Here is a 24,184-nt window from a genome sequence, read left to right as displayed (position 1 = left end):
GGGGCCGTCCGGGACGCCCGGTAGTCACTGCGGTGCGTTGGCTCATCTGTTGTCCGTCCGTCGGCAGAAAACATGGATTCGTATTCACAGACCATTGCGAATCGTATCCGATCTGATCTAGCCTCCCAAGAAATCGAGCGATGAATACGAATGCAGCGACTCCACCCTGGGATGGTCGACGTGCACACAGATCTGCTCACGGCCCAAGCACTGGCCGAACGACTCCTGATCACCGCCGGTGTGCCGGCTCTTGCGGCGGCACAGCAGGCCGAGCTCCTGGTGGTCGCCGAGGCGAAGGGGATGCCGTCACACGGTCTGCTCCGGCTGCCGCGACTGCTGCGGCGGTTGGCGAACGGAACCGCGAGCCCGACCAGTTCCGGCTGCCACACGTGGATGAGCCCCTGCTACCTGTCTGTCGACGGTCAGCAAGGTCTCGGCCCCGTGGTCGCGGTCCGCGCACTGGAAGCAATCGTCCCGGCAGCCGAGCAGTACGGCGTCGCGGTCTGCTCGATCACGAACAACAACCACCTCGGCATGCTCGGGTACTACGCCGGCCGGATGGCCGACCGCGGCCTGGTCTGCCTCGGCATCACGACCAGCGAGGCGCTGGTGCACCCGTGGGGCGGCACCGAGGCAATGCTCGGGACGAACCCGCTGGCGCTCGCAGTCCCGGCCCGGCCGCCGCTCGTGCTGGACATGGCCACCTCGCAGATCTCGATGGGCAAGGTGCACGACCACGCACTGCGCGGCGTACCGCTGGAGCCGGGCTGGGCCTTGGATGCCGGCGGCAACGAGACCGTCGACCCGGTGGCGGCCAAGGACGGATCGATCGCGCCGTTCGGGGGAGCGAAGGGGTACGGCCTCGGGCTCGGCCTGGGCGCGATGGTCACCTTCCTCACCGGCGCGGCGTACGGCACGGCCGTCGGCGGCACGCTCGACGACGACCACCTGAGCAACAAGGGCGACCTGTTCATCCTGCTGAGCGGCGGCCGCCACTCGGCGACGGAATACCTCGACGAGGTACGCCGCAGCCGCCGCGCCGACCCGGCCACGCCGGTCTCGGTACCTGGTGACGGCGCCCGCGCCCGGTACCAGGAATCGGTTGCCGATGGCATCGAGATCGCCGACGACCTGTGGCGCGAGCTGACCCGGCTGGACGCAGCTCGCCCGGACGCAGCCCGGCGTGAAGCCGTTCTGGCCGACTGATCCCGCCCCTAACGACCAGACAAGGACAACGATATGACGATCACCGCCCCTGCCTTCGGCGTGCAACGGGCACCCCGCACGGTTGTCTTCGGCGCCGGCCAGCGCGCTCTGCTCGGTCGCCACGCCGCGGAGTACGGCAGCTCAGCCCTCGTCTGCACCGACCAGCGGCTGGCCGCATCGCCCGAGTTCGCCCAGCTGCTCACCGATCTCGAGGACAACGGTCTCGAGGTCCACGTCTGGAGCGACACCTCGCCGGAGCTGCCGATGTCCGACATCGACGCCTGCTTCGACGCGATGGAGTACGCCGGTATCGACGTGGTCATCGGGATCGGCGGCGGCAGCTGCCTCGACCTGGCGAAGGCCGTCGCGCTGATGCTCACCCACGGCGGCCCGATCGATCAGTACTACGGGGAGAACGCCGTACCCGCACCGGTCCTCCCGATCATCGCCGTACCGACCACCGGCGGCACCGGCTCCGAAGTCACGCCGGTCTGCGTCCTGAGTGACAGCCGTCGCGAGCTCAAGGCCGGTATCTCCTCGCCGTACCTGGTCCCGTCGGTGGCGATCTGCGACCCGGAGCTGACGTACTCCTGCCCGCCCAGCCTGACCGCGAGCGCCGGGGCCGATGCGGTCTCGCACCTGGTCGAGTCGTTCACCGCCATCCAGCGCCCGCCGTCGGCACTCGCCGAGGGACGCGTGTTCATCGGCAAGAACGTCATCAGCGACTCCTACGCTCGCTGGGGTCTCGGGCTCCTCGCGACCGCACTCCCGATCGCCTTCGAGCACCCGGACGACCAGGACGCCCGCTCCGCGGTCATGCTCGCCGCGAACGCCGGCGGGTACGCGCTCGGCGTCGCGGGCACCGCGGCCGCCCACGCGTTGCAGTACCCACTCGGAGCCTTGACTCATACCCCGCACGGCGTCGGCGTCGGCGTACTCCTGCCGTACGTCATGCGCTACAACGCTCCCGCTCGCGTCCAGGAGTTCGCCGAGATCGCCAAGCTCTTCGGCGTACCGACAGCAGGTAACACGCAGCAGCAAGCACTGGCCGGGATCGAGGCCGTGGACGCGCTGCTGGACCGGATCGGCATCCCGCCGACCTTGAAGGAGCTCGGCCTCGCCGAGGACCAGCTCGAGTACGTCGCCGAAAAGGGCCTGCAGTCGGCCCGGCTGATCGACAACAACCCCCGCCCGCTCGATGTCGACGCGCTGCTCGAGATCACTCGCGCCGCGTACGCCGGCGACCGAACCGACCCGTTCTGACACCCGGAGCCACCTGATGACTTCTCCGCACGATCTGTTCATCGACGGACAGTGGCGCCCTGCCTCCGACGGCCGGCGCTTCGCCGTCCACGACCCCGCCGACGGGTCCGAGCTGGCCCAGTTCGCCGCGGCCACCGAGGCGGACTGCCTCGCGGCCGTCGACGCGGCGGCCGACGCGCTCGCCGGCTGGTCCGCGACCCCGCCGAGGCAGCGCTCCGAGCTGCTCCGCGCGACCTTCGAAGTACTGACCGAGGAACGCGAGCAACTCGCCGCGCTCATCACCGCCGAGAACGGCAAGGCGTACGCCGACGCGATCGGCGAGGCGACGTACGCGACCGAGTTCTTCCGCTGGTTCGCCGAGGAGGCGGTCCGGATCGGCGGCGACTTCCGGCTCTCACCGTCCGGCGACAAGACCATCGTCGTACGCCGCGATCCGATCGGCGTCTCGATCCTGGTCACGCCCTGGAACTTCCCGGCCGCGATGGCCACCCGCAAGATCGCGCCCGCGCTGGCGGCCGGCTGCTCCGTCGTACTGAAGCCGGCCAGTCAGACCCCGCTCACCGCGGCGTACGTCGTCGACGTGCTGCGACGGGTCGGCGTACCGCCTGGTGTCGTCAACCTGGTGACGCCGGTGCCGGCCGGCCCGGCGGTGAGCGCGATGCTGCACCATCCCGCCGTACGCAAGCTGTCCTTCACCGGCTCGACCGAGGTCGGACGGGTCCTGCTGCACGAGGCCGCCGACCAGGTTGTCAGCTCGTCGATGGAGCTGGGCGGGAACGCGCCGTTCGTGGTCCTGCCCGGCGCCGATGTCGACGCCGCGGTCGAAGGCGCGATGGTCGCGAAGATGCGCAACGGCGGCTCAGCCTGTACTGCGGCCAACCGGTTCTACGTCCACGACTCGCTGCTGGACGAGTTCAGCACCCGGATGACCGCGGCGATGAAGGCGATCACGATGGGCCCGGGCGCCGACCACGCGAACGAGCTCGGCGCGTTGGTCTCGCCGGAGGAGCGTGACAAGGTCGCCGGCCTCGTCGACCGGGCCGTTGCCGAAGGCGCCAATCTGACCCTGGGCGGCGATGCCGCGCAAGGTGGTGCGTTCTACCCGCCGACGGTCCTCACCGATGTGAAGCACGGCAGCGAGATCAACCAGACCGAGATCTTCGGACCGGTCACCGCGATCGTCGGGTTCAGCGACGTCGACGAAGCCGTCGAGATGGCCAACGACACGATCTACGGACTGATCTCCTACGTGTACGGCGATCCCGCGCAGGCGCTCGCCGTAGCCCAACGGATCGACTCCGGGATGGTCGCGGTCAACCGCGGCGTGCTCAGCGACCCGGCGGCGCCGTTCGGCGGGACCAAGCAGTCCGGGCTCGGCCGCGAAGGCAGCTCCGAGGGGATCCTCGAGTTCCTCGAGGAGAAGTACATCGGAATCGAGGTGTGACCGATGGCCAACGCAGTCCTCCTGAAACCACCGGACGTCGAGGGCGGGCCACCGGCCCGCAAGCGGGCGAAGGTCAAACCGAAGCGGCAGAACCTGGCCGGCTGGCTGTTCGTCGGCCCGGTGATCTTCGGGGTCCTGTTCTTCCAGCTCGCCCCGGTCGCGGCTTCTCTGGTGGTGTCGCTGACCAACTGGACCGGGCTGAACTCGCCGAAGTTCCTTGGCCTGGGCAACTACAAGGAGCTGTTCACCGCCGACGACACGTTCTGGCCGTCGCTGAAGAACACCGTGATCTTCAGCGTGGTCGTCGTCGTCCTGACGATCTTCATCGGGCTCGGCCTCGCCGTCCTGTGCAACCAGAAGATCAAGGGCATCGGATTCTTCCGGACGCTGTACTACTCGCCCGCGGTCACCAACGTCGTCGCGATCGGCTTCGTCTGGTTCTGGCTGTACAACCCGGACAGCGGCCTGTTCAACTCGACACTGAAGACGATCGGCATCCACGGACCGGCCTGGTTGTCTGACACCAAGACCGCGTTGATCGCGGTGATGATCGTCGCGCTCTGGCAGGGAGTCGGCTACCCGATGGTGATCCTGCTGGCCGGGTTGCAGAGCATCGACCAGTCGCTGATCGAAGCGGCGACGGTGGACGGCGCGTCGGCCTGGCGGCGGTTCTGGTCGGTCGTCTTCCCGCTGCTGACGCCGAGCCTGTTCTTCCTCACGATCACGCAGTTCATCACCTCGTTCCAGGTGTTCGGGATCATCTACGTGATGACGTCCGGCGGGCCGAACAACGCCACCTCGGTGTTCATCTTCCAGATCTACGAGGCGGCCTTCGGGCACGGCCGGCTGGGCTATGCCTCCGCGATGGGCTGGGTGCTGTTCGTCATCGTCGGCGTCGTCACCGCGATCCAGTGGCGGATGGAGAAACGGTGGGTGCACTATGACAACTGAGGCCATCAGAGTCTTCAACCGGCCGCCCCGGCACATCCCGCGCCGCGTCGTACTGATCGTCGTCCTGCTGTTCTTCGCCGTGGTGTTCGCGATGCCGCTGCTCTGGATGATCAGCGCGTCGCTGAAGCCGGAGAACGAAGTACTGCAGACACCGCCGACGTTCATCCCGTCGGAGTTCCAGTGGGGCAACTACTCGCAAGCCGGCCACGGCCTGCTGCCGTTCTTCCTGAACAGCTGCAAGCTGGCCGCGCTCAACGTCGGCTTCCTGTTGCTGTTCGCGTCGCTGGCCGGCTACGGCTTCGCCCGGCTGAACTTCGCCTTCAAGAACCTCGCCTTCGCCCTGTTGTTGTCGACGGCAATGATCCCGGGCATCGTCTACCTGGTTCCGCAGTACATGCTGTTCCGGCAGATGGGGTGGATCGACACCCACTACCCGCTCTGGGTCCCGAACGTGCTGACGCCGGTGTTCGGCACGTTCCTGCTCCGGCAGGCGTTCCGCGGCGTACCGATCGAGCTGGAGGAGGCCGCCAAGCTCGACGGCGCGTCGATCTTCGGAACGTTCTGGCGGATCATGCTGCCACAGGTGAAACCGGCGCTCGCCGCGGTCGGCGCGCTGACCTTCATGGGCTCGTGGAACGACCTCTTCGGCCCGCTGATCTTCCTCAACTCGACGCGATTGCAGACCATGCCGATCGCGCTCGCGCTGTTCAAGGGTGAGTACTTCACCCAGACCAACCTCATGATGGCCGCCGCGACGCTGACGATCCTGCCGCCGCTGCTGCTGTTCCTGCTGGCCCAGAAGTACTTCGTCCAGGGCATCACGATGTCCGGCCTGAAAGGATAAGTATGCGGATCACGAACATCGAGTCGATCATCCTGCTCGACAAGCTGCACATCGTGAAGGTGCACACCGACGAGGGCCTGGTCGGTGTCGGCGAGGTCAGCCCGATGAACGCCCACGTCTCGCACAGCGTCGTGGAACAGGCGCTGGCGCCGCTGCTCATCGGCGAGGAGGCGACCGACATCGAGCGGCTCTGGCGCCGGCTCTACACCAAGCCGTACAAGCTCGGCCCCGGCGGCGCGCAGCTGAACGCGATCGCGGGTATCGACATCGCGTTGTGGGATCTGCTCGGCAAGGCGGCCGGGCTGCCGACGTACCAGCTCCTCGGCGGCAAGTACCGGCAGAGCGCGAAGGTCTACGCCAGCTCGATGTCGCGCAGCATGACACCGGAGCAGGAGGCCGAGCGCGCCCAGTCCTTCCAGGAGAAGGGCTTCCACGGTTACAAGATCCACTCGTCGACGCCGTGGATGCACGACGACGGCTTCGACCAGACCATCGCCACCGTGACCGCGGTGCGCAAGCTCGTCGGGGACGACTTCCCGATCCTGGTCGACGTCAACAACGCGTACTACGAACACACCGCGATCAAGCTGGCCCACGCGCTGGAGGACCTCGGCGTGTGGCACTTCGAGGAACCGCTCGCCGCCCACGACTACGCGGCGTACGGACGGCTGGCCGATGCGGTCGACATCCCGATCGCGGCGGGGGAGCAGGAGTACACCACCTGGCAGTTCCGCGACCTGATCCTCGACGGCAAGGTCGACATCCTGCAGCCCGATGTCATCAAGTGCGGCGGGATCACCGAGTTCAAGAAGATCGCGGTGCTCGCCGACACGTTCACCAAACCGATCACGGTGCACAACACGCAACAGACGATCGGTACGTCGGCACACGCGCATCTGTGGGTCAGTACGCCGTCCTGCGTCTACCCGCAGGAGTACAACATCGAGCACAACCCGATCCTCGACGACGTACCGATCTGGAAGAACCCGCTCGTCCCGGTCAACGGCGAGATCACGCCGTGGGACCTGCCCGGTCTGGGCATCGAGCTGGACGACGACGCGGTCGCCAAACTGCGGACCAATTAACTTCAGAGAACAGGAACGACCATGCCCGCATCAGAGATCTCCCGTCGGTCCATCCTCCGGGCCCTCGGCATCGGCGGCGGCGCACTCGCCGCCGGAATCCCACTCGCCGCCTGCGGCAGCAACGGCAGCGGTGGCGGAGGAGGCGGCGGTAACGCCTCCTGGATGACCTGGGACACCGAGAGTGGTAGCCCGATGTACACGGTGGCCCAGAACTGGGCCAAGCAGGCCGGCAAGACACTCGACATCCAGTCGATCCCCGGTGACGACTACGACACCAAGCTCCGCACGGTGCTGTCGTCGGGCGCCGCGCCGACCGCGATCCGGATCAACGACGACTACGTCCGCGGGTACTACGCGGAGGGTTCGCTGCTCGACCTGCGCCCGTACCTGGAGAAGGACGGGATCAAGCCGGACGACTACTTCCCGGTCGCCTACAACTTCGCCAAGCAGCCCGACGGCGCGCACGCCGCCTGGCCGATCATGACCAACCCCGGCGTCCTGTACTGCAACACCGACGCGTTCGCCGAGGCCGGCGTCGAGCTGCCGCCGAAGGACTGGGCGAAGAGCGGCTGGACCTGGGACGACTTCGTCGACGCGGCCAAGAAGCTGACCAAGCCGAACGGCGAGCGCTGGGGCGCGCTGGTCTTCCCCGACACCTCGCTCGAGACCGTCTTCCCGGTCAGCAACGGCGGCGACGGCATCTACTCCAAGGACGCGACCCGGTTCACGCTGGCCGAACCGCAGGGCGCCGAGGCGATCCAGTGGGTCGCCGACCTGTCACTCGTGCACAAGGTCCACCCGGACTTCGCGACCGTCACCGCCGGCCGCCAGACCCCGAACTGGGCACTGGCCCAGCTCGGCACCGGCAAGGCCGCGATGCTGCTCTCGCTGACCAGCGGCATCCCGTACCTGCGCACCAACGCCAAGGTGAAGTGGGACATCTTCCCGACGCCGATGAAGGTACGGCGGACGACCGTCAACACGCTGACCGTCCTCGCAGTACCGAAGGCCTCGAAGGACCCGGACGCCGCCTGGGACTTCCTGAAGTACTGCGCCGGCGCGGACGCGGCGAAGCTGCTCGCGCAGTCCCGCGGCTTCATGCCGGTCGCGAAGAGCTCGTCGGCGTTGTTCGTTCCGGACGACAAGTCGCCGTCGAACCTTGCGCTGGTGACGCAGGCGCTCGACAACGCGGTGAACGAGAACTTCAGCCGCTACATCGAACGTGCCCGGACCATCTACCGGCCGGTGCTCGACGACGTCTGGAGCGGTAAGAAGACTGCCGAAGCGGCGCTGGGTAGCGTCAAGCAGAAGGTCGAAGACGTACTCGCAGGCAAGGGATGACCGGATGAAGATCACCGATATCAGCGTCGAAGTCACCTCCGAACCGAAAGCGCACGCGGTCCGCGACGCGATCCAGCTGCTCGACCGCAACGGCCACACGCGCGTACAGATCGACACCGACGAGGGCGTGAGCGGCGTCAGTACGACGTACTTCGGTCGCGTCGAGAGCTCGCCCGCAGTGCTCGCCCACCTGATCACCGACCAGCTGGCGCCGGCGATCATCGGCGAGGATCCGGCGCTGATCCGCGGGATCCGGCAACGGCTCCAGACGCTGACCGACTACCAGGGGACCGCCGGGTTGTCGTCGTACGGCATCTCGGCGATCGACCTGGCGTTGTGGGACCTGCTCGGCAAGTCGCTCGACGTCCCGGTGTGGAAGCTGCTCGGGGCGCAGCGGACGGCGATCCCGACGTACGCGATGGTCGGCTGGCTCGAGCTGGACGTCGCGGGTCTGGAGAGCGTGTCGGCGAAGGCGATGGAGCAGGGCTTCCGCGGCGTGAAGATGAAGGTCGGCGGCGGTCCGCTCACCGAGGACGTGCAGCGGATCAAGGCGGTCCGCAACATCATCGGGCCGGACGCGCCGCTGATGGTCGACGCGAACCAGGCCTTCGGGTACTCCGAGGCGCTGCGGCGCGGCCGGGTGTACGAGGAGCTCGACTGCCGGTGGTTCGAGGAGCCGCTGCCGGCCGCGGACACCGACGCTCATGTACGGCTCGCCGAGAAGCTCGACATCCCGATCGCAACGGGGGAGAACCGGTACGGGCAGGCTGCCTTCCGGGACTTGATCGCGCGGGGTGGCGTCGGCGTCGTACAGCCGGATCTGCGGCGGGCCGGTGGGTTGACCGACTGTCTGGAGATCGGGTTGATGGCGGCCGGGTTCGGGGTGCCGTACGCGTCGCACGGCGGGGGAGCGCATATCCACGTGCTCGCCGCGTTGCCGAACACGATCTACGTGGAGAGCGGTCTGCTGCCTGAAGACGGGAGGGTCGAGCTCGTCGACGGCTGCTATCCGCTGCCGCCGGGGCCGGGGTTGTCGTCCTGGAACGGCTAGTCGGTGACTGGCACCGGGAATCCACGGTTAATTTGTTACTAGGACCTTGTGTGTTACTCGCCAGTCAGCGAAGGTGACGTTGAGTACTTCAGTCGCCACCCCTCGCTTACAAAGGCGGTCCGCCCATGAAGTCCATCGCCAGTCTGCTGTCCGCTGCGGCCCTCGGCGCCGCGATGCTCCTCAGCCCGGGCGTCGCGCACGCCGCGGCCCCGAACTACGTCGCACTCGGTGACTCGTACGCCTCCGGTGTCGGGACCCGCACCTACATCTCCGGTAGCGGGTCCTGCCAGCGGTCCACCAAGGCGTACTCGTACATCGATGCGGCCCGGATCGGCGCGAACCTGACGTTCGTCGCCTGCTCCGGCGCGAAGGTCGCCGACGTCACTGCGAACCAGTTGCCGTCGGTGACGAGTTCGACCAACATCGTCTCGGTCCAGGTCGGCGGTAACGACGCCGGCTTCTCGTCGGTCATCACCGAGTGCGCGAAGCCGTCGTGGCTCGGCGACTGCACCGGCGCGGTGGCCGGCGCCCAGACGATCATCAACAACACCCTGCCCGGCCGGCTGAACACGCTGTACTCGTCGATCCGGAGCCGCGCCGCGTCGGCGACGGTCGTGGTCGTCGGGTACCCGCGACTGTTCAACGGCACCGACTGCAACGCCGGCACGTTCTTCAGCCCCGACGAGATGACCCGGCTGAACGCGACCGCCGACCTGCTCAACTCCAAGATCGCGGCGTCGGCGAGCGCGGCCGGGTTCACGTTCGTGAACCCGACGACGAAGTTCATCGGTCACTCGGTGTGCGGCAGCCCGGAGTGGATCAACGGGCTGTCGAACCCGGTCAGCGAGTCGTACCACCCGAATGTCACCGGTCAGGCGGCCCTCGCCGACCTGGTCCAGCCGGCGCTGTAACGGCCTTTTTGCGGTGCCGCCCCGGTGCGAGCCGGGGCGGTTTCGTATTTCGGGATGCGGACACGCCCGGATCGTGGTGTCATGCTGGGGTGGCGCGGAGGTCTGTGGACTGGTTACTGGCGGCCAGGATGCAGGCGAACTGTTTGGCGCGTCCGGTGAACGAGGCCGGCCCCGGAGGGGTGGCCGACGTCGTGCGCCGGACGGGGGGCCTGCAGGCGCAGACCTGGCGCGGCGCCGCGTACGCCGTGCGCGCTCGCTCTACTTCGACTGTGTTGGCTGACGTTGCGCATGCTCAGTCGGTTGACCGCTCGGTGGTCCGTGGCTGGTTCATGCGCGGCACGCTGCAGCTGGTCGCGGTGGAGGATGCCGGTCCGCTGTTGGGGCTGCTCGGGCCGAAGCTGATCAAGGACACGGAGCGTCGGTTCGGCGAGCTGGGTCTGCCTGCGGATGTGCGCGCGCGGGCGGCCGACGTACTCGAGGAGTATTTGCTGGCCCACGGGCCGTCCAACCGGGCTCAGCTGGCCGACGTACTGGTTGCGGCTGGACTGATTGCTGAGCCGAAGGGGCAGGCGGTCTATGCGCTGATCCGGTACGCCGGGTTGCTCGGCCGCGTTTGCTACGGGCCGGGGGAGACCTGGGTCGCCGTCAGCTCCTGGCTTGGCAAGCCGCTTGAGCTCTCGGGCGACGTGGAGGATCTGGCCCGCCGGTACTTGCACGCCTACGGTCCCGCGACCGCGCGGGACTTCGCGACCTGGTCCGCCCTGTCTGTCCCCACCGCCCGCCGGGCCGTCGAGGCGGTCGCGACGGAGTCCTTCGAGGTGGACGGGGTTTCCGTCGTTGCAGTTGACGATCTGCCTGGCTGTCGAGATCTGCGGATGCTGGGGGAGTTCGACGCGTATCTCCTCGGCTATCAGAACCGCTTCCAAGAACTGCCCATTGCGATCTTCCCGGGCGGCGGCATGCTGCGGCCGGCGGTCATCGAGGCCGGCCGGGCAATCGGCTCGTGGACGCACGCCGACTTGTCGGTCGATGTGTTCGACGGCAGGCCTGACCTCTCCGCCGAACTGACGGATCTGGCCCGCTTCGCCGGTTGATCGTATATGCCGGATCCAGTATATATAGATCCATGACCGAGACGCTGAGTTCTGAGAACGGCCGGACCGTACTGCGGATGCGGCGAGACCTGCGGCATCCGGCGGAGAAGGTCTGGCGAGCAATTACCGAGCCGAGCCAGCTGGCCGGGTGGTTCCCCGCTGCGGTCGAGCTGGACCTCCGGCTGGACGGCCTGGTCAAGTTCACGTTCGAAGAGGACCCCGGGGCTCCGGTCGACGAGCAGAGCAGCGGGGTGATCCGCGCGTACGAACCGCCCCACCTCATCGAGTACACGTGGGGCGTAGAGGTCCTGCGCTGGGAGCTGCAGCCGACCGCCGACGGTTGCACCCTGCACCTGACCGCCACCTACGACGACCGCCCGGGCTCGGCAAGCTTCGCCGGCGGCTGGACCCTCTGCCTCGACGCCCTCGACCGGGTCCTGGGCAACGCCGTCCCGGAACGCGACTACCGCGAACTCCACGAACACTTCATCAAAGCCTTCGGCCTCGACCAAGGCACGGTCACCGAGGACGGCACCCTCCACTTCGAACGCCAGCTGGTCCAACCAAAAGAAGCAGTCTGGACCCACCTGACCGGCCCCCAAACCCCCATCAAGGGCGACCCACCCCCCGCAGGCTTCGTTGCCAAAGGCATCGACCCCGGTCCCGTCACCGACCTCGAACCCCCCACCCACCTCACCTACACCTCCGCCACCGGCCCCATAACCTGGACCCTCCGAGACGGCAACGGCGGCGCCCGCCTACACCTCTCCCAATCCACCCCAGCCCCCGTCCACCAGTCCGCGTGGCACGCCCACATAGAAGCCCTGGCCGCAGACCTGTCCAACTGACTCGGGGCGAAGCGGCCGCGTAAGAGCGGGTTAGCTGGTTGCCTTGGTTACCTCGTTGAGGAGGGTTTGTAGTTGGTTGGCTAGGTGGGTGCGGGCTGTGGGGGAGAGGGAGGCGACCAGCTCGGATTCTCGGGTGAGGACCTGGTCTACGGTGCGTTCGATGAGGGCGTGGCCGGCGGGGGTTAGGGCGACCAGGACGGCGCGGGTGCCGTCGTCGGCGCCGCGGCGGGTGACCAGGCCGCTGGATTCGGCGCGGGTGATGCGTTGGGAGATTGCGCCGGCGGTGACGAGGGTGCGGCGGGAGAGTTCGCGAGTTGTGAGTTCGTACGGCGAACCCGCGCGCCGCAACACGCTGAGCAGGTCCAGCGTCGCGGGATCCACACCGGCGGCGGCGAGCACCCGGCGGCGGTCGTCGGCGAAGAGCTTGGCCAGCCTCCACAGCGGAGTGACGATCTCGATCGAGTCGGTCGGTGTGCCGGGGCGTTCTCGTTGCCAGGCGCGGGCGATCTCCGCCGCGGGGTACGGACTCGGGGAATCGAGCGGGTAGTTGTCGGCCACGGGGACCATGGTACGTTTAGGTCTAAACATTTAGACCTAAACGTGAGGTGCGACATGAGAACGATCGTGGTGACCGGCGGCGCGACCGGGATCGGGCGAGCGACCGCCGAATTGTTTCGCGCGGACGGCGACGAGGTCGTGATCACCGGCCGCCGCCCCGACGTACTCGCCAAGACAGCGGCCGACCTGGGAGCCAGGGGAGTGGTCTGCGACGCCACGGACCCCAAGCAGATCGAGCAACTGGTCGAGACGCTGCCGGACCAGGTCGACGTACTCGTCAACAACGCAGGCGGCAACACCGACTTCGGCCGCCCGGACGGGGATCTCGAGCAACTCAAGGCCAACTGGCTCGCCAACCTCGAGGCCAACCTGATCAGCGCGGTCCTCACCACAACCGCCCTCGCCCCACGACTGACCACCGCGGTCATCCACCTCGGCTCGATCGCCGGCGCCCGTGGACCAGGTTCGTACGGCGCCTCCAAGGCCGCCCTCGCGCTGTGGAACGCCGACATCGCCGCCGAACTCGGCCCGCGCGGAATCACCTCGAACGTCGTCGCCCCCGGCTTCACCGCGGAGACCGAGTTCTTCCAGGGCCGACTCACCGACCAGCGCCGCGAGACGTTGCTCCAGGCAACGTTGACCAAGCGCGAGGGCCAGGTCGGCGACATCGCCGGCACGATCCACTTCCTCGCCTCACCCGCCGCCCGCCACCTCACCGCCCAGGTCCTGCACGTCAACGGTGGAGCCTTGATTACACGCTGACACGTGACAACGTGGGCCAGGTGTGACAATGGGCGACATGCGTCCCACCGTCAAAGATGTCGCCAAGCTGGCCGGGGTGTCGCCGAAGACGGTGTCGAACGTGATCAACGGAATCGTCTTCGTGCGCCCCGAGACCCGCGCCCGGGTGGAGAGCGCCCTGGCCGAGCTCGACTACGTGCCGAACATGAGCGCCCGCGGGCTCCGCAACGGCCGCTCCGGCATGATCGCGCTGGCCCTGCCCGACCTGCTCCGGCCGTACTCCGCCGAGATCGTCCACCTGGTCGTCGAGCTCGCCCACGAGCGCGGCTGGGGCGTGCAGATCGAGCAGACCGCGGCCGAGCCAAAGCGTGAGTTCGAGCTGCTCTCGAAGGCTCGCGCGTACCTCGTCGACGGCCTGATCCTGAACCCGGTGAACCTCGACGACAGCGCCGTGACCTCGGCCGGACCGCTCCCACCGGTCGTCCTGATCGGTGACGTCGACCAGGACGTCGTCAGCCAGGTCGCGATCGACAACGTCGCCGCCGCGCGCGACATGACCAAACACCTCCTGTCCCGCGGTTGCCGCCGGATCGCGGTCGTCGGTACGCCGGAGATCCCGCGCGGCTCGAGCGGCGCCGGCGTCCTCGCGGGCTCTGCCGAAGGTCCCGGTACGGCGGCCTCGCGGCTCAGGACCACCGGCTACCACCAGGCGCTCGAGGAAGCCGGCGTACCTATCGATCCGTTGCTCGAGATCGCCCTCGACCGTTGGCGGCCTGAGGGCGCGGCGACCGTCGTCGGCAAGTACCTCGCCGACCATGAGCTTCCCGACGCGTTCTTCTGCTTCACCGACTCGCTGGCCGCGGGCGCACTGGCCGCGCTGTGGGGCGCGGGCATCGCCGTACCGCAGCAGACGCTGGTCGCCGGGTTCGACAACATCCTCGAGAGTCAGTTCATGATCCCGCCGCTGACCACGATCGATTTCGACCGGCGCGAGTTCGTCGCGGCCGCGCTGGATCTGCTCGGCGAGCGGATGGCGGACAAGGACGCGCCGCCACGCAGGGTGATGATCCCGCACCGCATCGTCGAGCGTGCCAGTACCGAACGCTAACGGATACGTTTCCACAAAATCCCACATCGGAGTCTTGTCTCGCGCATTCTAACGATGTAATTTTCGGTTCGCCTCTCGAAGGAGACCGAATGACTGACCTATCCAGGCGCGGCGTGCTCAAAGCAGCGGCCGCGCTCGCCGGTGGCGGGTTGCTCGTCGGCTGCGCGCCCGGCGCGTCGCGGAAGACGACCGACCTGAGCTACTGGCACCTTCTGACCGGCGGTGACGGCACTGTGATGGCGGGCCTGGTGGACGCCGTCAATGCCGCGAACCTCGGCTTCCACGCAACCCAGACGGTGCTCGCCTGGGGAGCGCCGTACTACACGAAACTGGCGATGGCCTCGGCCGGCGGCCGGGCTCCGGATGTCGCGGTCATGCACGCGTCCCGGATCGCCGGCTACGCCCCCGGCGGGCTGCTCGAGCCGTGGGACCTTGACCTGCTGGCCGAGGTCGGCCTGCACGAGAGCGACTTCCCGGCCCGCGTCTGGGAGAAGTGTCAGTACGACGGGAAGCTGTACGCGATCGCCCTCGACACCCACCCGTTCGTGCTCTACTACAACACCGAGCACGCCGAGAAGGCCGGTGTCACGGACGCCCTGCGGAGCATGAAGAGCCCGGAGGAGTTCACCGAGGTGGCGACCAAGCTGCAGAAGGTGACCGGCAAGCACGGTCTGTCCTACGGCTACCTCGGCGACGGCTCGCAGATGTGGCGGCTGTTCTACACGTTCTACCGGCAGACCGGCGCGGACATGCAGCTCGTGCCGGGCCAGCCGGCGCAGGTGGACAAGGACGCCGCGGTCAAGACGCTGACCTTCATCCAGTCGTTGCTCAACGACACGATCGCCTCGCGCAGCGGTGACGGCGGTACGGCGACCAGTGAGTTCCTGCACGGCGAGAGCGGGATGTTCTTCGGCGGTGTGTGGGAGCTGCCGGTGCTCAAGGACGCCAAGATGCCCGTCGACGCGCTCCCCATTCCAACGTTGTTCGGGACGCAGGCGGCGTACGCGGACTCGCACACGTTCGTGCTGCCGCGGCAGTCGAAGGTGTCGCCGGAGCGCCGTAAGCACGTGTACACGATGGTCGCGGAGATCCTGAAGCGCTCGGTGAAGTGGGCCGGCGGCGGCCATATCCCGGCGTACCAGCCGGTGGCGAAGAGCGCGGAGTACCAGGCGCTGAAGCCGCAGTCGAACTACGCGGGCATCCCGGCGTACGTGAACTACGACCCGGACGCGTGGTTCACCGGCGCGGGCAGCGACTTCCAGAACTACTTCGCCGAGAACGTGCAGAACGTGTTCCTCGGCAGTGGTGACCCGGCGGCCGGGTTCGACGGGTTCGTCGCCCGGCTGAACAAGCTGCTCGACCGTCCGCAGCCGGTGTGAGAGGAGACAGACTGATGACAACTGCCATCGACACTCCGGCCGAAGCTGCGGCCCAGGAGGTCAGCGCCCAAGGCAAGGCGCGGGCGAAGCGTGGGGAGACCCTCACCGGCTGGGCGTTCGCGGCGCCGTTCGCCGTACTGTTCGGGCTGTTCCTCGTCGTGCCGGCCTTGTACGGCCTGTACCTGAGTTTCACCGGCGAGACGTTGACCGGTGCCGGCAGCGGGTTGGTTGGTTTCGCCAACTATGCCGACGCGTTGCGTGACCCGGACATGTGGAAGTCGTTGGGCAACACGCTGTGGTTCACACTGCTCAGCACGATCCCGCTCGTCGTCCTGTCGCTCGCTCTCGCGCTGCTCGTGAACCTCGGCCTTCCGGGCCGCTGGTTGTGGCGCCTGTCGTTCTTCCTGCCGTACCTGCTCGCATCGACCGTCGTGGTGATGTTCTGGAGCTGGATGTACAACCCGACGCTCGGGCTGATCAACGGCGTACTGGCGAAGTTCGGTACGGCGCCCGTGGCGTGGCTGCAGGATCCGAAGGTGGCGATGATCTCGGTCGTGATCACCACGCTGTGGTGGACGATCGGGTTCAACTTCCTGCTCTACCTGGCGGCGTTGCAGAACATTCCCGAGCAGCAGTTCGAGGCGGCCGCGATCGACGGCGCCGGCAAGTGGCGGCAGCTGTTCTCGATCGTGATCCCGCAACTGACGCCGACGACGGCGCTGATCGCGACGCTGCAGGTCCTCGCGTCGCTGAAGGTCTTCGACCAGATCTACATGCTGACGAACGGCGGTCCGGCCGGGAAGACGCGGTCGATCGTGCAGTACATCTACGAGTCGGGCTTCACCGGCTACCGGTTCGGCTACTCGTCGGCCATCTCGTACCTGTTCTTCGTGCTGATCGTCCTGGTGGCCCTGGCGCAGTACAAACTGATCAACCGCAGGAGCGCCGCATGAGCACGTACACGTTGAGCCGCGGGATCAAACGAACGCACAAGCCGGGTGAGAACCCGTGGAGCGTGTCCAGAATGGTCGCGCTGCTGGTACTTGCGGTCCTGGCCGCAACCTGGCTGGTGCCGTTCGCGTGGTCCGTCCTGACATCGCTGAAGAGCGAATCCGACGCCGGCGCCGCAGGGATCACGCTGAACCCGCCGGACGGGTTCAGCTTCGATGCCTACCGCAAGGTGTTGTCAGCCGGTGACATCCCGGCCTGGGCCTGGAACAGCCTGCTCACGTCGGTGGCGATCACAGCGATCACGGTTGCCACGTCCGCGCTGGCCGGGTACGCGTTCTCGCGGGTGAACTTCAAGGGCAAACGTTGGTTGTACGCCGCGATCATCGCGGCGATCATCATCCCGCCGCAGTTGCTGATCGTGCCGTTGTTCCGGCAGATGCTCGCGTTCAACCTGGTCGACACGTACTGGGGCATCATCCTGCCGCAGTCGTTCGCGCCTGCGATGGTGCTGATTCTCAAGCGTTTCTTCGACCAGATCCCGGTCGAGCTGGAAGAGGCGGCCCGGGTCGACGGCGCCGGCCGGCTGCGGGTGTTCTGGTCGATCGTGCTGCCGTTGTCGCGGCCGATCCTTGCCGCGGTAGCGATCTTCGTGTTCATCGGTGCGTGGAACAACTTCTTGTGGCCGTTCATCGTGACGACCGACGCGCACCTGATGACGTTGCCGGTCGGACTGCAGACGGTGAAGAGTGCTTATGGGCTGCAATACGCGCAGAACATGGCGTCCGCGATTCTCGCCGCGCTGCCGCTGGTTGTCGTCTTCCTGTTCTTCCAGCGCCAGATCATCAAGGGGATTGCGACCACCGGCTTCGGTGGTCAGTAGTTGTCAGTAGGTCTCGGAGGTTTTCGTGGACAGCAGTTCCGGAACTCGGGATTCCGATCACGATCCCTTGAAAACGTCGTCACTCTCAGCAAGGGTTGCTTGATCACTTCCGCGTCGTTTCCGGGTGCGGGAAGGACGGGGAGTGTGCGGTCGTGCGACCGCGTCCACCGCCACTCGGGGGCAGTTCACGATGAGAAGGGGGAAGTGTGTCAGCGATGAGAAGGCTCGCCGAGCAGTGCCGTGATGTGAGGAGTCACGGCAATGCGGGGCTCGGACGAGCTGCGATCCAACCGGCGGTTTGTACCGGCATCCACGAGGTGAGCTCGTCGATCAGCCCGGTGCGTCCGCGACGCGTGGCGATGCTCAGGTTGAGCAATGGAATGACGACCACGCTGCGACTTGGCGAGGGTGTCACGCTGCCTGCGCCTGGTAGCACTGTTTTCGTCCAAGGTGGCCGGGGCATGGGTGACCAGCCTGCCTCAGGTGGGGTCATCCTCGCTTCGCGCGAGCTTGTCCGGACGTCAACGGTCTGAGTCAGTGACTCGCCGGTCTCAGGTGTCGACGCCCAGCTGAGGCCGGCAAGTCCCTACGATTCCATCGGATCCGAGAACTCGCGGATCTCGATCGGGGAGTACGGCGCCTCGGGCAGGCGGGCGGCGATCTCGGTGGCGCGGTCGAGGGTGCAGTTGAGGATGTAGTAGCCGGCCAGGACTTCCTTGGCTTCGGTGAAGGGGCCGTCGGTGACGGCGGGGACGCCGTCGTGGACCCTGATCACCCGGGCGTTCGCGGTGGTGAGGCCCATTCCGTCGACGAGCTCGCCTTTTGCCTCGAGCTCCTCGGAGAGGGCGCGGTGCTGGTCAAGCACTTGCTCGATTCCCTCGGCGTGCAGGGTGTCCCAGGTTTCTTCGTTTCCGTAGATCAGCAGCATGTATTTCATCGCGTGCCTCCATTCACCCGGTACGTCGGAGCCCCGGACGTCTTCTCGACATCCGGGGCTCACGCTATCGAACTACCAGGTGGCGCCGGCCGGCTGACGCACGGTGGTGTTGATCCGGTTGAACATGTTGGTGAGCGCGATCATCAGCACGATCGCCGACAGTTCCTTCTCGCCGAAGTGCTTTTCCGCCTCGGCCCAGATCTCGTCACTGACCGCGGTCGGGTTGTCGGCCAGCCGGGTCGCGGCCTCCGCCATCTCGAGTGCGGCCCGCTCGCCGTCGGTGAACAGGTCGGACTCCCGCCAGGCGGCGACCTGGTGCAGCCGCTCGTCGGTCTCGCCGTTCTTCAGCGCCGACTTGATCCCGCCGAACACACAGGGCGAGCAACCGTTGATCTGGCTGGCCCGCAGGTGCACGAGCTCGAGGATCTTGCCGTCCGTACCGGACTGGCCGATCGCCTTGTAGATGTTCTGAATGCCCTTGGTGGCGTCCGGCAGGATCTCCGCGGGGTTCGTCATCCGTGCTTGCATGGGAGGTTCTCCATCAGGGTTCGTGGTTTAGTTGCCATTCACTCCCTTGACGGATGCTGCGCGGCCGATGTGACAGCGAAGCGCAGGTCTCTTTTCAGCCGCTCTTCCACCGGCACGTCGGGATCGGAGTACTGACCTGTCAGGCAGATCGGGCCCGCGTACCCGACCTTCTCCAGTGCGGCGAAGGCGGCCGGCCAGTCGGCGAGACCGTCCTCGGCCTCCACGAAGTTCGTCTTCCAGCCGGCGTCCGTCCGCAGGTAGTGCACGTTCTTCAGGTTCACGATCCCGAGGCGCTCCGCGCCGAGCTCGAGCGTCACCGCGGGATGATCACCGGCCAGCGCATCGTGCGCCGCGTCCCACACGAGCCTGTATCGATCGGGCAGTCCTTCGAGCAGTTGCAGTACGCCGAGCGTCGACGACACGAACCTTCCATGATGCGGCTGTACGCCGACCTGCACGTCGTACCGCTCGGTCAGTGGGACCGCCTGCTCAAGGAGAGCGCGGTTGCGCTGCACGGAAGCGGCGTACCCGTCGGGGCCGAGCTCGGCCATGATCCGGATCATCGGCACACCGGCCTCCGCGCAGGCTGCGAACACCTGCTCGGACAGGTCGCTCGCGACGCTGATCGGTTCGATGCCCTCGGCCCGCAACTGCGCGGTGAACTTCGGCAGCTCGACACTGGCGTTCGCCGGCGTGACGTACGCCGTGTCGCGGACCGGGATCTCGGCGCCGCTGAAGCCGATGCCTGCGACGAGCCGGCCGAGCTCGTCGCCGGGAAGGCCGGACCAGGGCTTGGTGAAGACGGACCACAGATAGGTCATTGTTCAGCGACCTCCTAGACCACTCATGGTGATACCTCGGACGAACCAGCGTTGGGTGAGGAAGAACAGGACGATCAGCGGGATCGTGGTGACGGTCGCTGCCATCAGCAACAAGTTCCACTGGGTGCCGTTGGTGTCCTGGAAGACCTGCAGGCCGACGGCCGCCGTGCGGGTCGCGTCGCTGTTGGAGATGACGAGCGGCCAGAGCAGGTTGTTCCACTGGCCGATGAACTTGAACACGGCGAGCGTCGCGATCGCTGGTACTGCGAGCGGCACGATGACCCGGACGAATGCCTGCCAACGGTTCGCACCGTCCAGCCGGGCTGCCTCCTCGTAGTCGCGCGGGATGCCGAGGAAGAACTGCCGCAGCAGGAACACCCCGATCGCGGTGAACGCGTGCGGCAGGATCATCCCGGGCCAGGTGTCGATGCCGTGCAGCTTCGCGACCAGCACGAACTGCGGGATCAGCGTCACCTGCGACGGGATCATCAGCGTGGCCAGGTAGATCCCGAACAGCCAGCTCCGGCCTGGGAAGTTCAGCCGTGCGAACGCGTATGCCGCGAGCGCAGCGGTGACCGTTTCGAGGATCGTCGTACCGCCGGCGAAGTAGATCGTGTTGAGCAGGTACTTGCCGAGCGGGACGAGGTCGAACGCGCGGGTGAGGTTCTCGGGGTGCCAGCTGCTCGGCCAGAACGACGGCTTGGCCGCCATCGATTCGGCGTCGGACTGGAACGCGACCAGCACCATCATCACGACCGGGATCAGCGTGAGCGCGGTGACCAGGAAGCACGCGAAGACGATCAGCTTGCGGCGGGCATCAGTTGTCATAGTGCACCAACTTGCGCTGGAAGAGGAACTGGCCGGTGGTGATGACGACGATGAACGCGAACAGCACCAGCGACTGCGCCGCGGCGTACCCCTGGTCGTAGTTCTCGAAGCCGGTCCGGTAGATGTACATGACCAGCGTGGTGGTGCGGGTACCCGGTCCGCCGTTCGTCATGATCAGTGCCTGGTCGAAGACCTGGAACGATCCGATCACCGACGTGACGATGACGAAGAACAAAGCGGGGGAGAGCATGGGCAGTGTGATGTGGCGGAAGCTGTTCCAGGGCGACGTACCGTCCACGCGGCCGGCTTCGTAGAGCTGTTGCGGGATCGCCTGGAGGCCGGCGAGGAAGACGACCATGCCGAAGCCGAAGCTCTTCCAGACGCTCATCAGGATCAGGGCGGGCATCGCCCAGTTGTCCGAGATCAGCCATGCCGGTCCGTTGATGCCGAACCAGCCGAGCACGGCGTTCACCAGGCCGTCGTGCGGGATGTAGAGCCAGATCCAGACGAACGCCACCGCCACCGTGATGGTTGCGTACGGCAACAGCAGCAGCGACCGGAAGACGGCGACCCGGCGTACGCCCTGGTTGAGCAGGAGCGCGAGGGCGAGGCTGACGACGATCGTGAGCGGCACGCTGACCAAGGTGAAGTACGCGGTGTTGCCGAGGGCGGACCAGAACGTCGGGTCGGGGCCGAGGCGGGCGAAGTTGTGCAGGCCGGCCCAGGTCGGTGCGCTGAACAGGTTCCAGTTGAGCAGCGAGATGACGCCCGCGGCAACGACCGGTCCGGCGGTGAAGATCAGGAAGCCGATCAGGCTGGGCAGGATGAACAGCCAGGCGGTCAGCGCTTCGCGGCTGCGCCATCGGGGAGTGGGTTTGGACGGCTGAGGGGTTGGTGGCAGGGCGGTGACCGCAGGTGCGGTATCGACGGCCATGGGGTTCACCCCTTCCTGGCGGTGGCTTGGCGGACGGTGTCGAGGTGCTGGCGCATCAGGATGTCGAGGCGCGGGGTGAGCCCGTTGATCGCGTCCGGGACGCTGACCTGGCCGAGGAAGGTCCGGGGCAGATCCTGACCGAGCAACTGCTTGACCTGGTTCCAGTTCGTGGTGACGTCGAAGGCGTGACCGCCGGCGAGCTTGCCGGCCAGGATCTGCTGGACGATGCCGAGGTTGTCCGGCGGCGGCTGGAACGCGCTGCCGGCGCTGAGCCTGGCCGGGTTGTTGCGGCCGGCCTTGGCGTAGATGTCGAGTGCGCCGGTGCTGGTCAGGGTCTTCATCAGCTTCCACGCGAGGTCGAGCTCGGCACCATCGCGCACCCCCGATGGAATCGCGAAGCTGGATCCCGAGACCCGCGGCTTGCTCCCGGCAGCCCCGGCCGGGAACGGAATGATGTCCCAGTCGAACTTTGCCTTGCGAGCGTTGACGACCTGCCACGGGCCGTTCTGCATGAACGCGACATTGCCCTGCATGAAGTTCGACAGCGAGCTCTCGGTGACGAGGTTCTTGATCGGCGGCGTGACCTTGTCCTTGACGAAGAGGTCGATGACGTACTGCAGTGCCTCCATCGCTTCCGGATCACCCAGCGTGCTGCGGCTGCCGTCGTCGCTCATCACGTTGCCGCCCGCGCAGTAGATCCAGGACACCAGGTCGTCGATGGCGGGCGCGCAGGTGAAGCCGTACTGCTGGCCGGGTTTGGTGAGCTGCTTGCAGAGATCCCGGAACGTTGCCCAGGACATCGGCTCGGTCGGCGACGGCAACGGGATGCCCTGCTTCTTCAGCAGGTCCTTGTTGTAGTACATGACCGTCGGCGCGACGTCGAAGCCGATCGCGTAGGTCTTGCCGTTGAAGCTGCTGATGCTTCTGCTGGTCTGGTAGAAGTCGTCCAGCGTGAAATCCGGGTCGTTGGCGATCAGGTCGTCGAGCGGCCGGTGCGCGCCACGGGCGGCGTACGTCGGGATCAGCGTGCCGTTGAGCGCGGTCACCAGGCTCGCCGTACCGCTGACGAGTTGGAGGTCGAGCTTGGTCGGGTAGCTGGGGGACGGCGTGAGGCTGGCGACCGACTTGACCTTGAGCTGCTGCTCGACGTACTTGCCGAAGTCGTCCCAGACCTTCTTCTCGGCGGCACTGCTGGACCACATCGACCAGGTGGCGGCACCGGACGGCGGCCCGGACGAGCACCCGGCCAGGGTTCCGGCCGCGGCGATCCCGAGTCCGGCGAAGCCGGTCATCCCGAGGAAGCCGCGGCGGGACAGCTTTGTTTGCATGGTTCTCCTCACCGGTAGAGCAGGTCGATCGACTCCGCGCGGATGCGTTCCTCGTCGACCTCGACGCCCAATCCAGGGGCGGTGGGGACCGTGGCGACGGCCTTGGTGATGCTCAGCCCCTCGACGTACAGATCGGTCAGCAGCTCCGGCCCGTTGAGCTCGGCGGGCAGGGCGAGCTCGAGCTGACTGAACACGTGCAGTGCGGCGGCGAACGCGACTCCGCAGTCGGTCAGGCCGCTGGCGAGAATCTCGAGACCGCCGGCGAGCGCGGTCTGGGCGGTCTTCAGTGCGTTGCGCAGTCCGCCGGACTTGCAGACCTTGACGACGACCAGGTCGGCGGCGTTGAGCCGGATCGCGCGCGCCAGGTCCTGCGCGGAGAAGCTGCCTTCGTCGATCGCGATCGGCAGGTCGATCAGCTCGCGCAGCCGCGCCATGGCCAGCGTGTCGGTACTCGGCACCGGTTGCTCGATGCAATGAATCGTACGGATGCCCGCGGTCCGGTCGCGCAGCTGCCTGAGCGCGCTGGGCCGATAGGACTGGTTCGCGTCGAGCCAGAGTGGCTTGCCGTCGGCAACCTCTGCAACGGTCTCGATCGCGGCGGTGTCCGCATCCAGATCGCCGCCGATCTTGACCTTGTACGCCGCATAGTCCGACGACTGGATCGCATGCTCACGTACGGCGTCCTGGTCCCCGACCCCGATCGCCGAGCAGAGCGGGATCTCGTCGTGGATCTTCCCGCCGAGCAGCGCATGCACAGGTACGCCGGCCAGCTTGCCCGCCGCGTCGTGCATCGCGACATCGATCGCCGCCCGGGCGAACGGGAACCCGTTCGACACCGCCGGGCTGAGCCGCTTGGCTGCGCGCTGATGGAACAGCTCGACATCGAACGGCGTGAGCTCGAGCAGGATCGGCGTGAGATGCCGCCGGATCACGACCGCCATCGTCTCGGCCGTCTCGTAGCTCCAGCTCGGCAGCGCGCGCTGCTCACCCCAGCCGACAACGCCGTCCTCGGTGGTCAGCTTCACGAAGATCACCGCGCCCGCCTGATCGGGCGCCGCATCGGGGGAGCCGACCGCGCCGCTGCCGAGTACGAACCGGCGCGCGAACGGCACCGCGACCGGGAAGACCTCAACCTGGGTAATGCGTGACATGG

Annotated in this window: 24 protein-coding genes; 16 read left to right on the top strand and 8 right to left on the bottom strand. The window is 67.0% G+C overall.

Annotation, left to right across the window (positions count from 1 at the left end; genetic code table 11):
* Window positions 1-150 precede the first annotated feature (150 nt).
* The 11 genes from FDA38_RS19395 to FDA38_RS19345 all read left to right on the top strand — a co-directional run bounded on the left by FDA38_RS19395 (window position 151) and on the right by FDA38_RS19345 (window position 12,038).
* Window positions 151-1,206, top strand: a complete 1,056-nt coding sequence (locus FDA38_RS19395; RefSeq protein ID WP_202877730.1) for an Ldh family oxidoreductase — start codon at window positions 151-153, stop codon at window positions 1,204-1,206.
* 33 nt (window positions 1,207-1,239) lie between these two features.
* On the top strand, window positions 1,240-2,469 hold the full coding sequence (locus FDA38_RS19390; protein WP_137255409.1) for an iron-containing alcohol dehydrogenase: 1,230 nt from the start codon (window positions 1,240-1,242) through the stop codon (window positions 2,467-2,469).
* 16 nt (window positions 2,470-2,485) lie between these two features.
* Window positions 2,486-3,913 (top strand): NAD-dependent succinate-semialdehyde dehydrogenase, encoded by a 1,428-nt coding sequence (locus FDA38_RS19385; protein WP_202877729.1) that lies wholly within the window; start codon window positions 2,486-2,488, stop codon window positions 3,911-3,913.
* Between the two features lie 3 nt (window positions 3,914-3,916).
* A complete protein-coding gene (locus FDA38_RS19380; RefSeq protein WP_137255407.1) occupies window positions 3,917-4,864 on the top strand; it encodes a carbohydrate ABC transporter permease in 948 nt (315 codons plus the stop codon).
* A complete protein-coding gene (locus FDA38_RS19375; protein WP_137255406.1) occupies window positions 4,854-5,708 on the top strand; it encodes a carbohydrate ABC transporter permease in 855 nt (284 codons plus the stop codon). Before FDA38_RS19380 ends, FDA38_RS19375 begins: the two co-directional genes overlap by 11 nt.
* Before the next feature lie 2 nt (window positions 5,709-5,710).
* Complete coding sequence (locus FDA38_RS19370; protein ID WP_137255405.1) at window positions 5,711-6,793, top strand: mandelate racemase/muconate lactonizing enzyme family protein; 1,083 nt, start codon at window positions 5,711-5,713, stop codon at window positions 6,791-6,793.
* A gap of 21 nt (window positions 6,794-6,814) precedes the next feature.
* The gene (locus FDA38_RS19365; protein WP_137255404.1) at window positions 6,815-8,134 is read left to right on the top strand and encodes an ABC transporter substrate-binding protein; all 1,320 of its coding nucleotides are present in this window, start codon (window positions 6,815-6,817) and stop codon (window positions 8,132-8,134) included.
* Between the two features lie 4 nt (window positions 8,135-8,138).
* Window positions 8,139-9,185, top strand: coding sequence for a mandelate racemase/muconate lactonizing enzyme family protein (locus FDA38_RS19360; protein WP_137255403.1), 1,047 nt, complete (start codon window positions 8,139-8,141; stop codon window positions 9,183-9,185).
* A 125-nt stretch (window positions 9,186-9,310) separates the two neighbouring features.
* Window positions 9,311-10,096, top strand: coding sequence for an SGNH/GDSL hydrolase family protein (locus FDA38_RS19355; RefSeq protein WP_137255402.1), 786 nt, complete (start codon window positions 9,311-9,313; stop codon window positions 10,094-10,096).
* A 104-nt stretch (window positions 10,097-10,200) separates the two neighbouring features.
* The gene (locus FDA38_RS19350; protein WP_137255401.1) at window positions 10,201-11,190 is read left to right on the top strand and encodes a winged helix DNA-binding domain-containing protein; all 990 of its coding nucleotides are present in this window, start codon (window positions 10,201-10,203) and stop codon (window positions 11,188-11,190) included.
* Window positions 11,191-11,222: 32 nt separating this feature from the next.
* Window positions 11,223-12,038 carry an SRPBCC family protein gene (locus tag FDA38_RS19345; protein ID WP_137255400.1) on the top strand — a complete coding sequence of 272 codons (816 nt, stop codon included), beginning with the start codon at window positions 11,223-11,225 and terminating at the stop codon, window positions 12,036-12,038.
* 30 nt (window positions 12,039-12,068) lie between these two features.
* Here FDA38_RS19345 and FDA38_RS19340 read toward each other — a convergent pair whose 3' ends face one another.
* Window positions 12,069-12,605 (bottom strand): MarR family winged helix-turn-helix transcriptional regulator, encoded by a 537-nt coding sequence (locus FDA38_RS19340; RefSeq protein WP_137255399.1) that lies wholly within the window; start codon window positions 12,603-12,605, stop codon window positions 12,069-12,071.
* A gap of 45 nt (window positions 12,606-12,650) precedes the next feature.
* On the opposite strand from FDA38_RS19340, the gene FDA38_RS19335 reads away from it, so the two are divergent.
* From FDA38_RS19335 to FDA38_RS19315, 5 genes are all read left to right on the top strand, one after another.
* Window positions 12,651-13,358, top strand: coding sequence for an SDR family NAD(P)-dependent oxidoreductase (locus tag FDA38_RS19335; protein ID WP_137255398.1), 708 nt, complete (start codon window positions 12,651-12,653; stop codon window positions 13,356-13,358).
* Between the two features lie 37 nt (window positions 13,359-13,395).
* On the top strand, window positions 13,396-14,445 hold the full coding sequence (locus tag FDA38_RS19330; RefSeq protein WP_137255397.1) for a LacI family DNA-binding transcriptional regulator: 1,050 nt from the start codon (window positions 13,396-13,398) through the stop codon (window positions 14,443-14,445).
* 89 nt (window positions 14,446-14,534) lie between these two features.
* Window positions 14,535-15,824, top strand: coding sequence for an extracellular solute-binding protein (locus FDA38_RS19325; protein WP_137255396.1), 1,290 nt, complete (start codon window positions 14,535-14,537; stop codon window positions 15,822-15,824).
* 14 nt (window positions 15,825-15,838) lie between these two features.
* Complete coding sequence (locus FDA38_RS19320) at window positions 15,839-16,777, top strand: carbohydrate ABC transporter permease (protein ID WP_137255395.1); 939 nt, start codon at window positions 15,839-15,841, stop codon at window positions 16,775-16,777.
* Window positions 16,774-17,655: a carbohydrate ABC transporter permease gene (locus tag FDA38_RS19315; RefSeq protein ID WP_137255394.1), complete on the top strand. Its 882-nt coding sequence runs from the start codon at window positions 16,774-16,776 to the stop codon at window positions 17,653-17,655. Before FDA38_RS19320 ends, FDA38_RS19315 begins: the two co-directional genes overlap by 4 nt.
* 586 nt (window positions 17,656-18,241) lie before the next feature.
* Here FDA38_RS19315 and FDA38_RS19310 read toward each other — a convergent pair.
* The 7 genes from FDA38_RS19310 to FDA38_RS19280 all read right to left on the bottom strand — a co-directional run bounded on the left by FDA38_RS19310 (window position 18,242) and on the right by FDA38_RS19280 (window position 24,182).
* Window positions 18,242-18,592, bottom strand: a complete 351-nt coding sequence (locus FDA38_RS19310) for a YciI family protein (protein ID WP_137255393.1) — start codon at window positions 18,590-18,592, stop codon at window positions 18,242-18,244.
* Between the two features lie 72 nt (window positions 18,593-18,664).
* Window positions 18,665-19,120, bottom strand: a complete 456-nt coding sequence (locus FDA38_RS19305; RefSeq protein ID WP_137255392.1) for a carboxymuconolactone decarboxylase family protein — start codon at window positions 19,118-19,120, stop codon at window positions 18,665-18,667.
* Window positions 19,121-19,158: 38 nt separating this feature from the next.
* Window positions 19,159-19,941, bottom strand: coding sequence for a sugar phosphate isomerase/epimerase family protein (locus FDA38_RS19300; RefSeq protein ID WP_137255391.1), 783 nt, complete (start codon window positions 19,939-19,941; stop codon window positions 19,159-19,161).
* Between the two features lie 3 nt (window positions 19,942-19,944).
* On the bottom strand, window positions 19,945-20,769 hold the full coding sequence (locus FDA38_RS19295; protein WP_137255390.1) for a carbohydrate ABC transporter permease: 825 nt from the start codon (window positions 20,767-20,769) through the stop codon (window positions 19,945-19,947).
* On the bottom strand, window positions 20,759-21,703 hold the full coding sequence (locus FDA38_RS19290) for a carbohydrate ABC transporter permease (RefSeq protein WP_137255389.1): 945 nt from the start codon (window positions 21,701-21,703) through the stop codon (window positions 20,759-20,761). The genes FDA38_RS19295 and FDA38_RS19290 overlap by 11 nt, the downstream gene beginning before the upstream one ends.
* A gap of 5 nt (window positions 21,704-21,708) precedes the next feature.
* Entirely contained in the window at window positions 21,709-23,031 is a 1,323-nt protein-coding gene (locus FDA38_RS19285) for an ABC transporter substrate-binding protein (protein ID WP_137255388.1), read from the bottom strand.
* Between the two features lie 8 nt (window positions 23,032-23,039).
* Window positions 23,040-24,182, bottom strand: coding sequence for a mandelate racemase/muconate lactonizing enzyme family protein (locus FDA38_RS19280; protein ID WP_137255387.1), 1,143 nt, complete (start codon window positions 24,180-24,182; stop codon window positions 23,040-23,042).
* Between the last annotated feature and the right edge of the window lie 2 nt (window positions 24,183-24,184).

Origin of the sequence: Kribbella jiaozuonensis (genome assembly GCF_005233875.1) — a bacterium.
GTDB classification, from domain to species: Bacteria; Actinomycetota; Actinomycetes; order Propionibacteriales; family Kribbellaceae; genus Kribbella; species Kribbella jiaozuonensis.
This window is presented reverse-complemented; position numbering and strand designations above follow the sequence as displayed.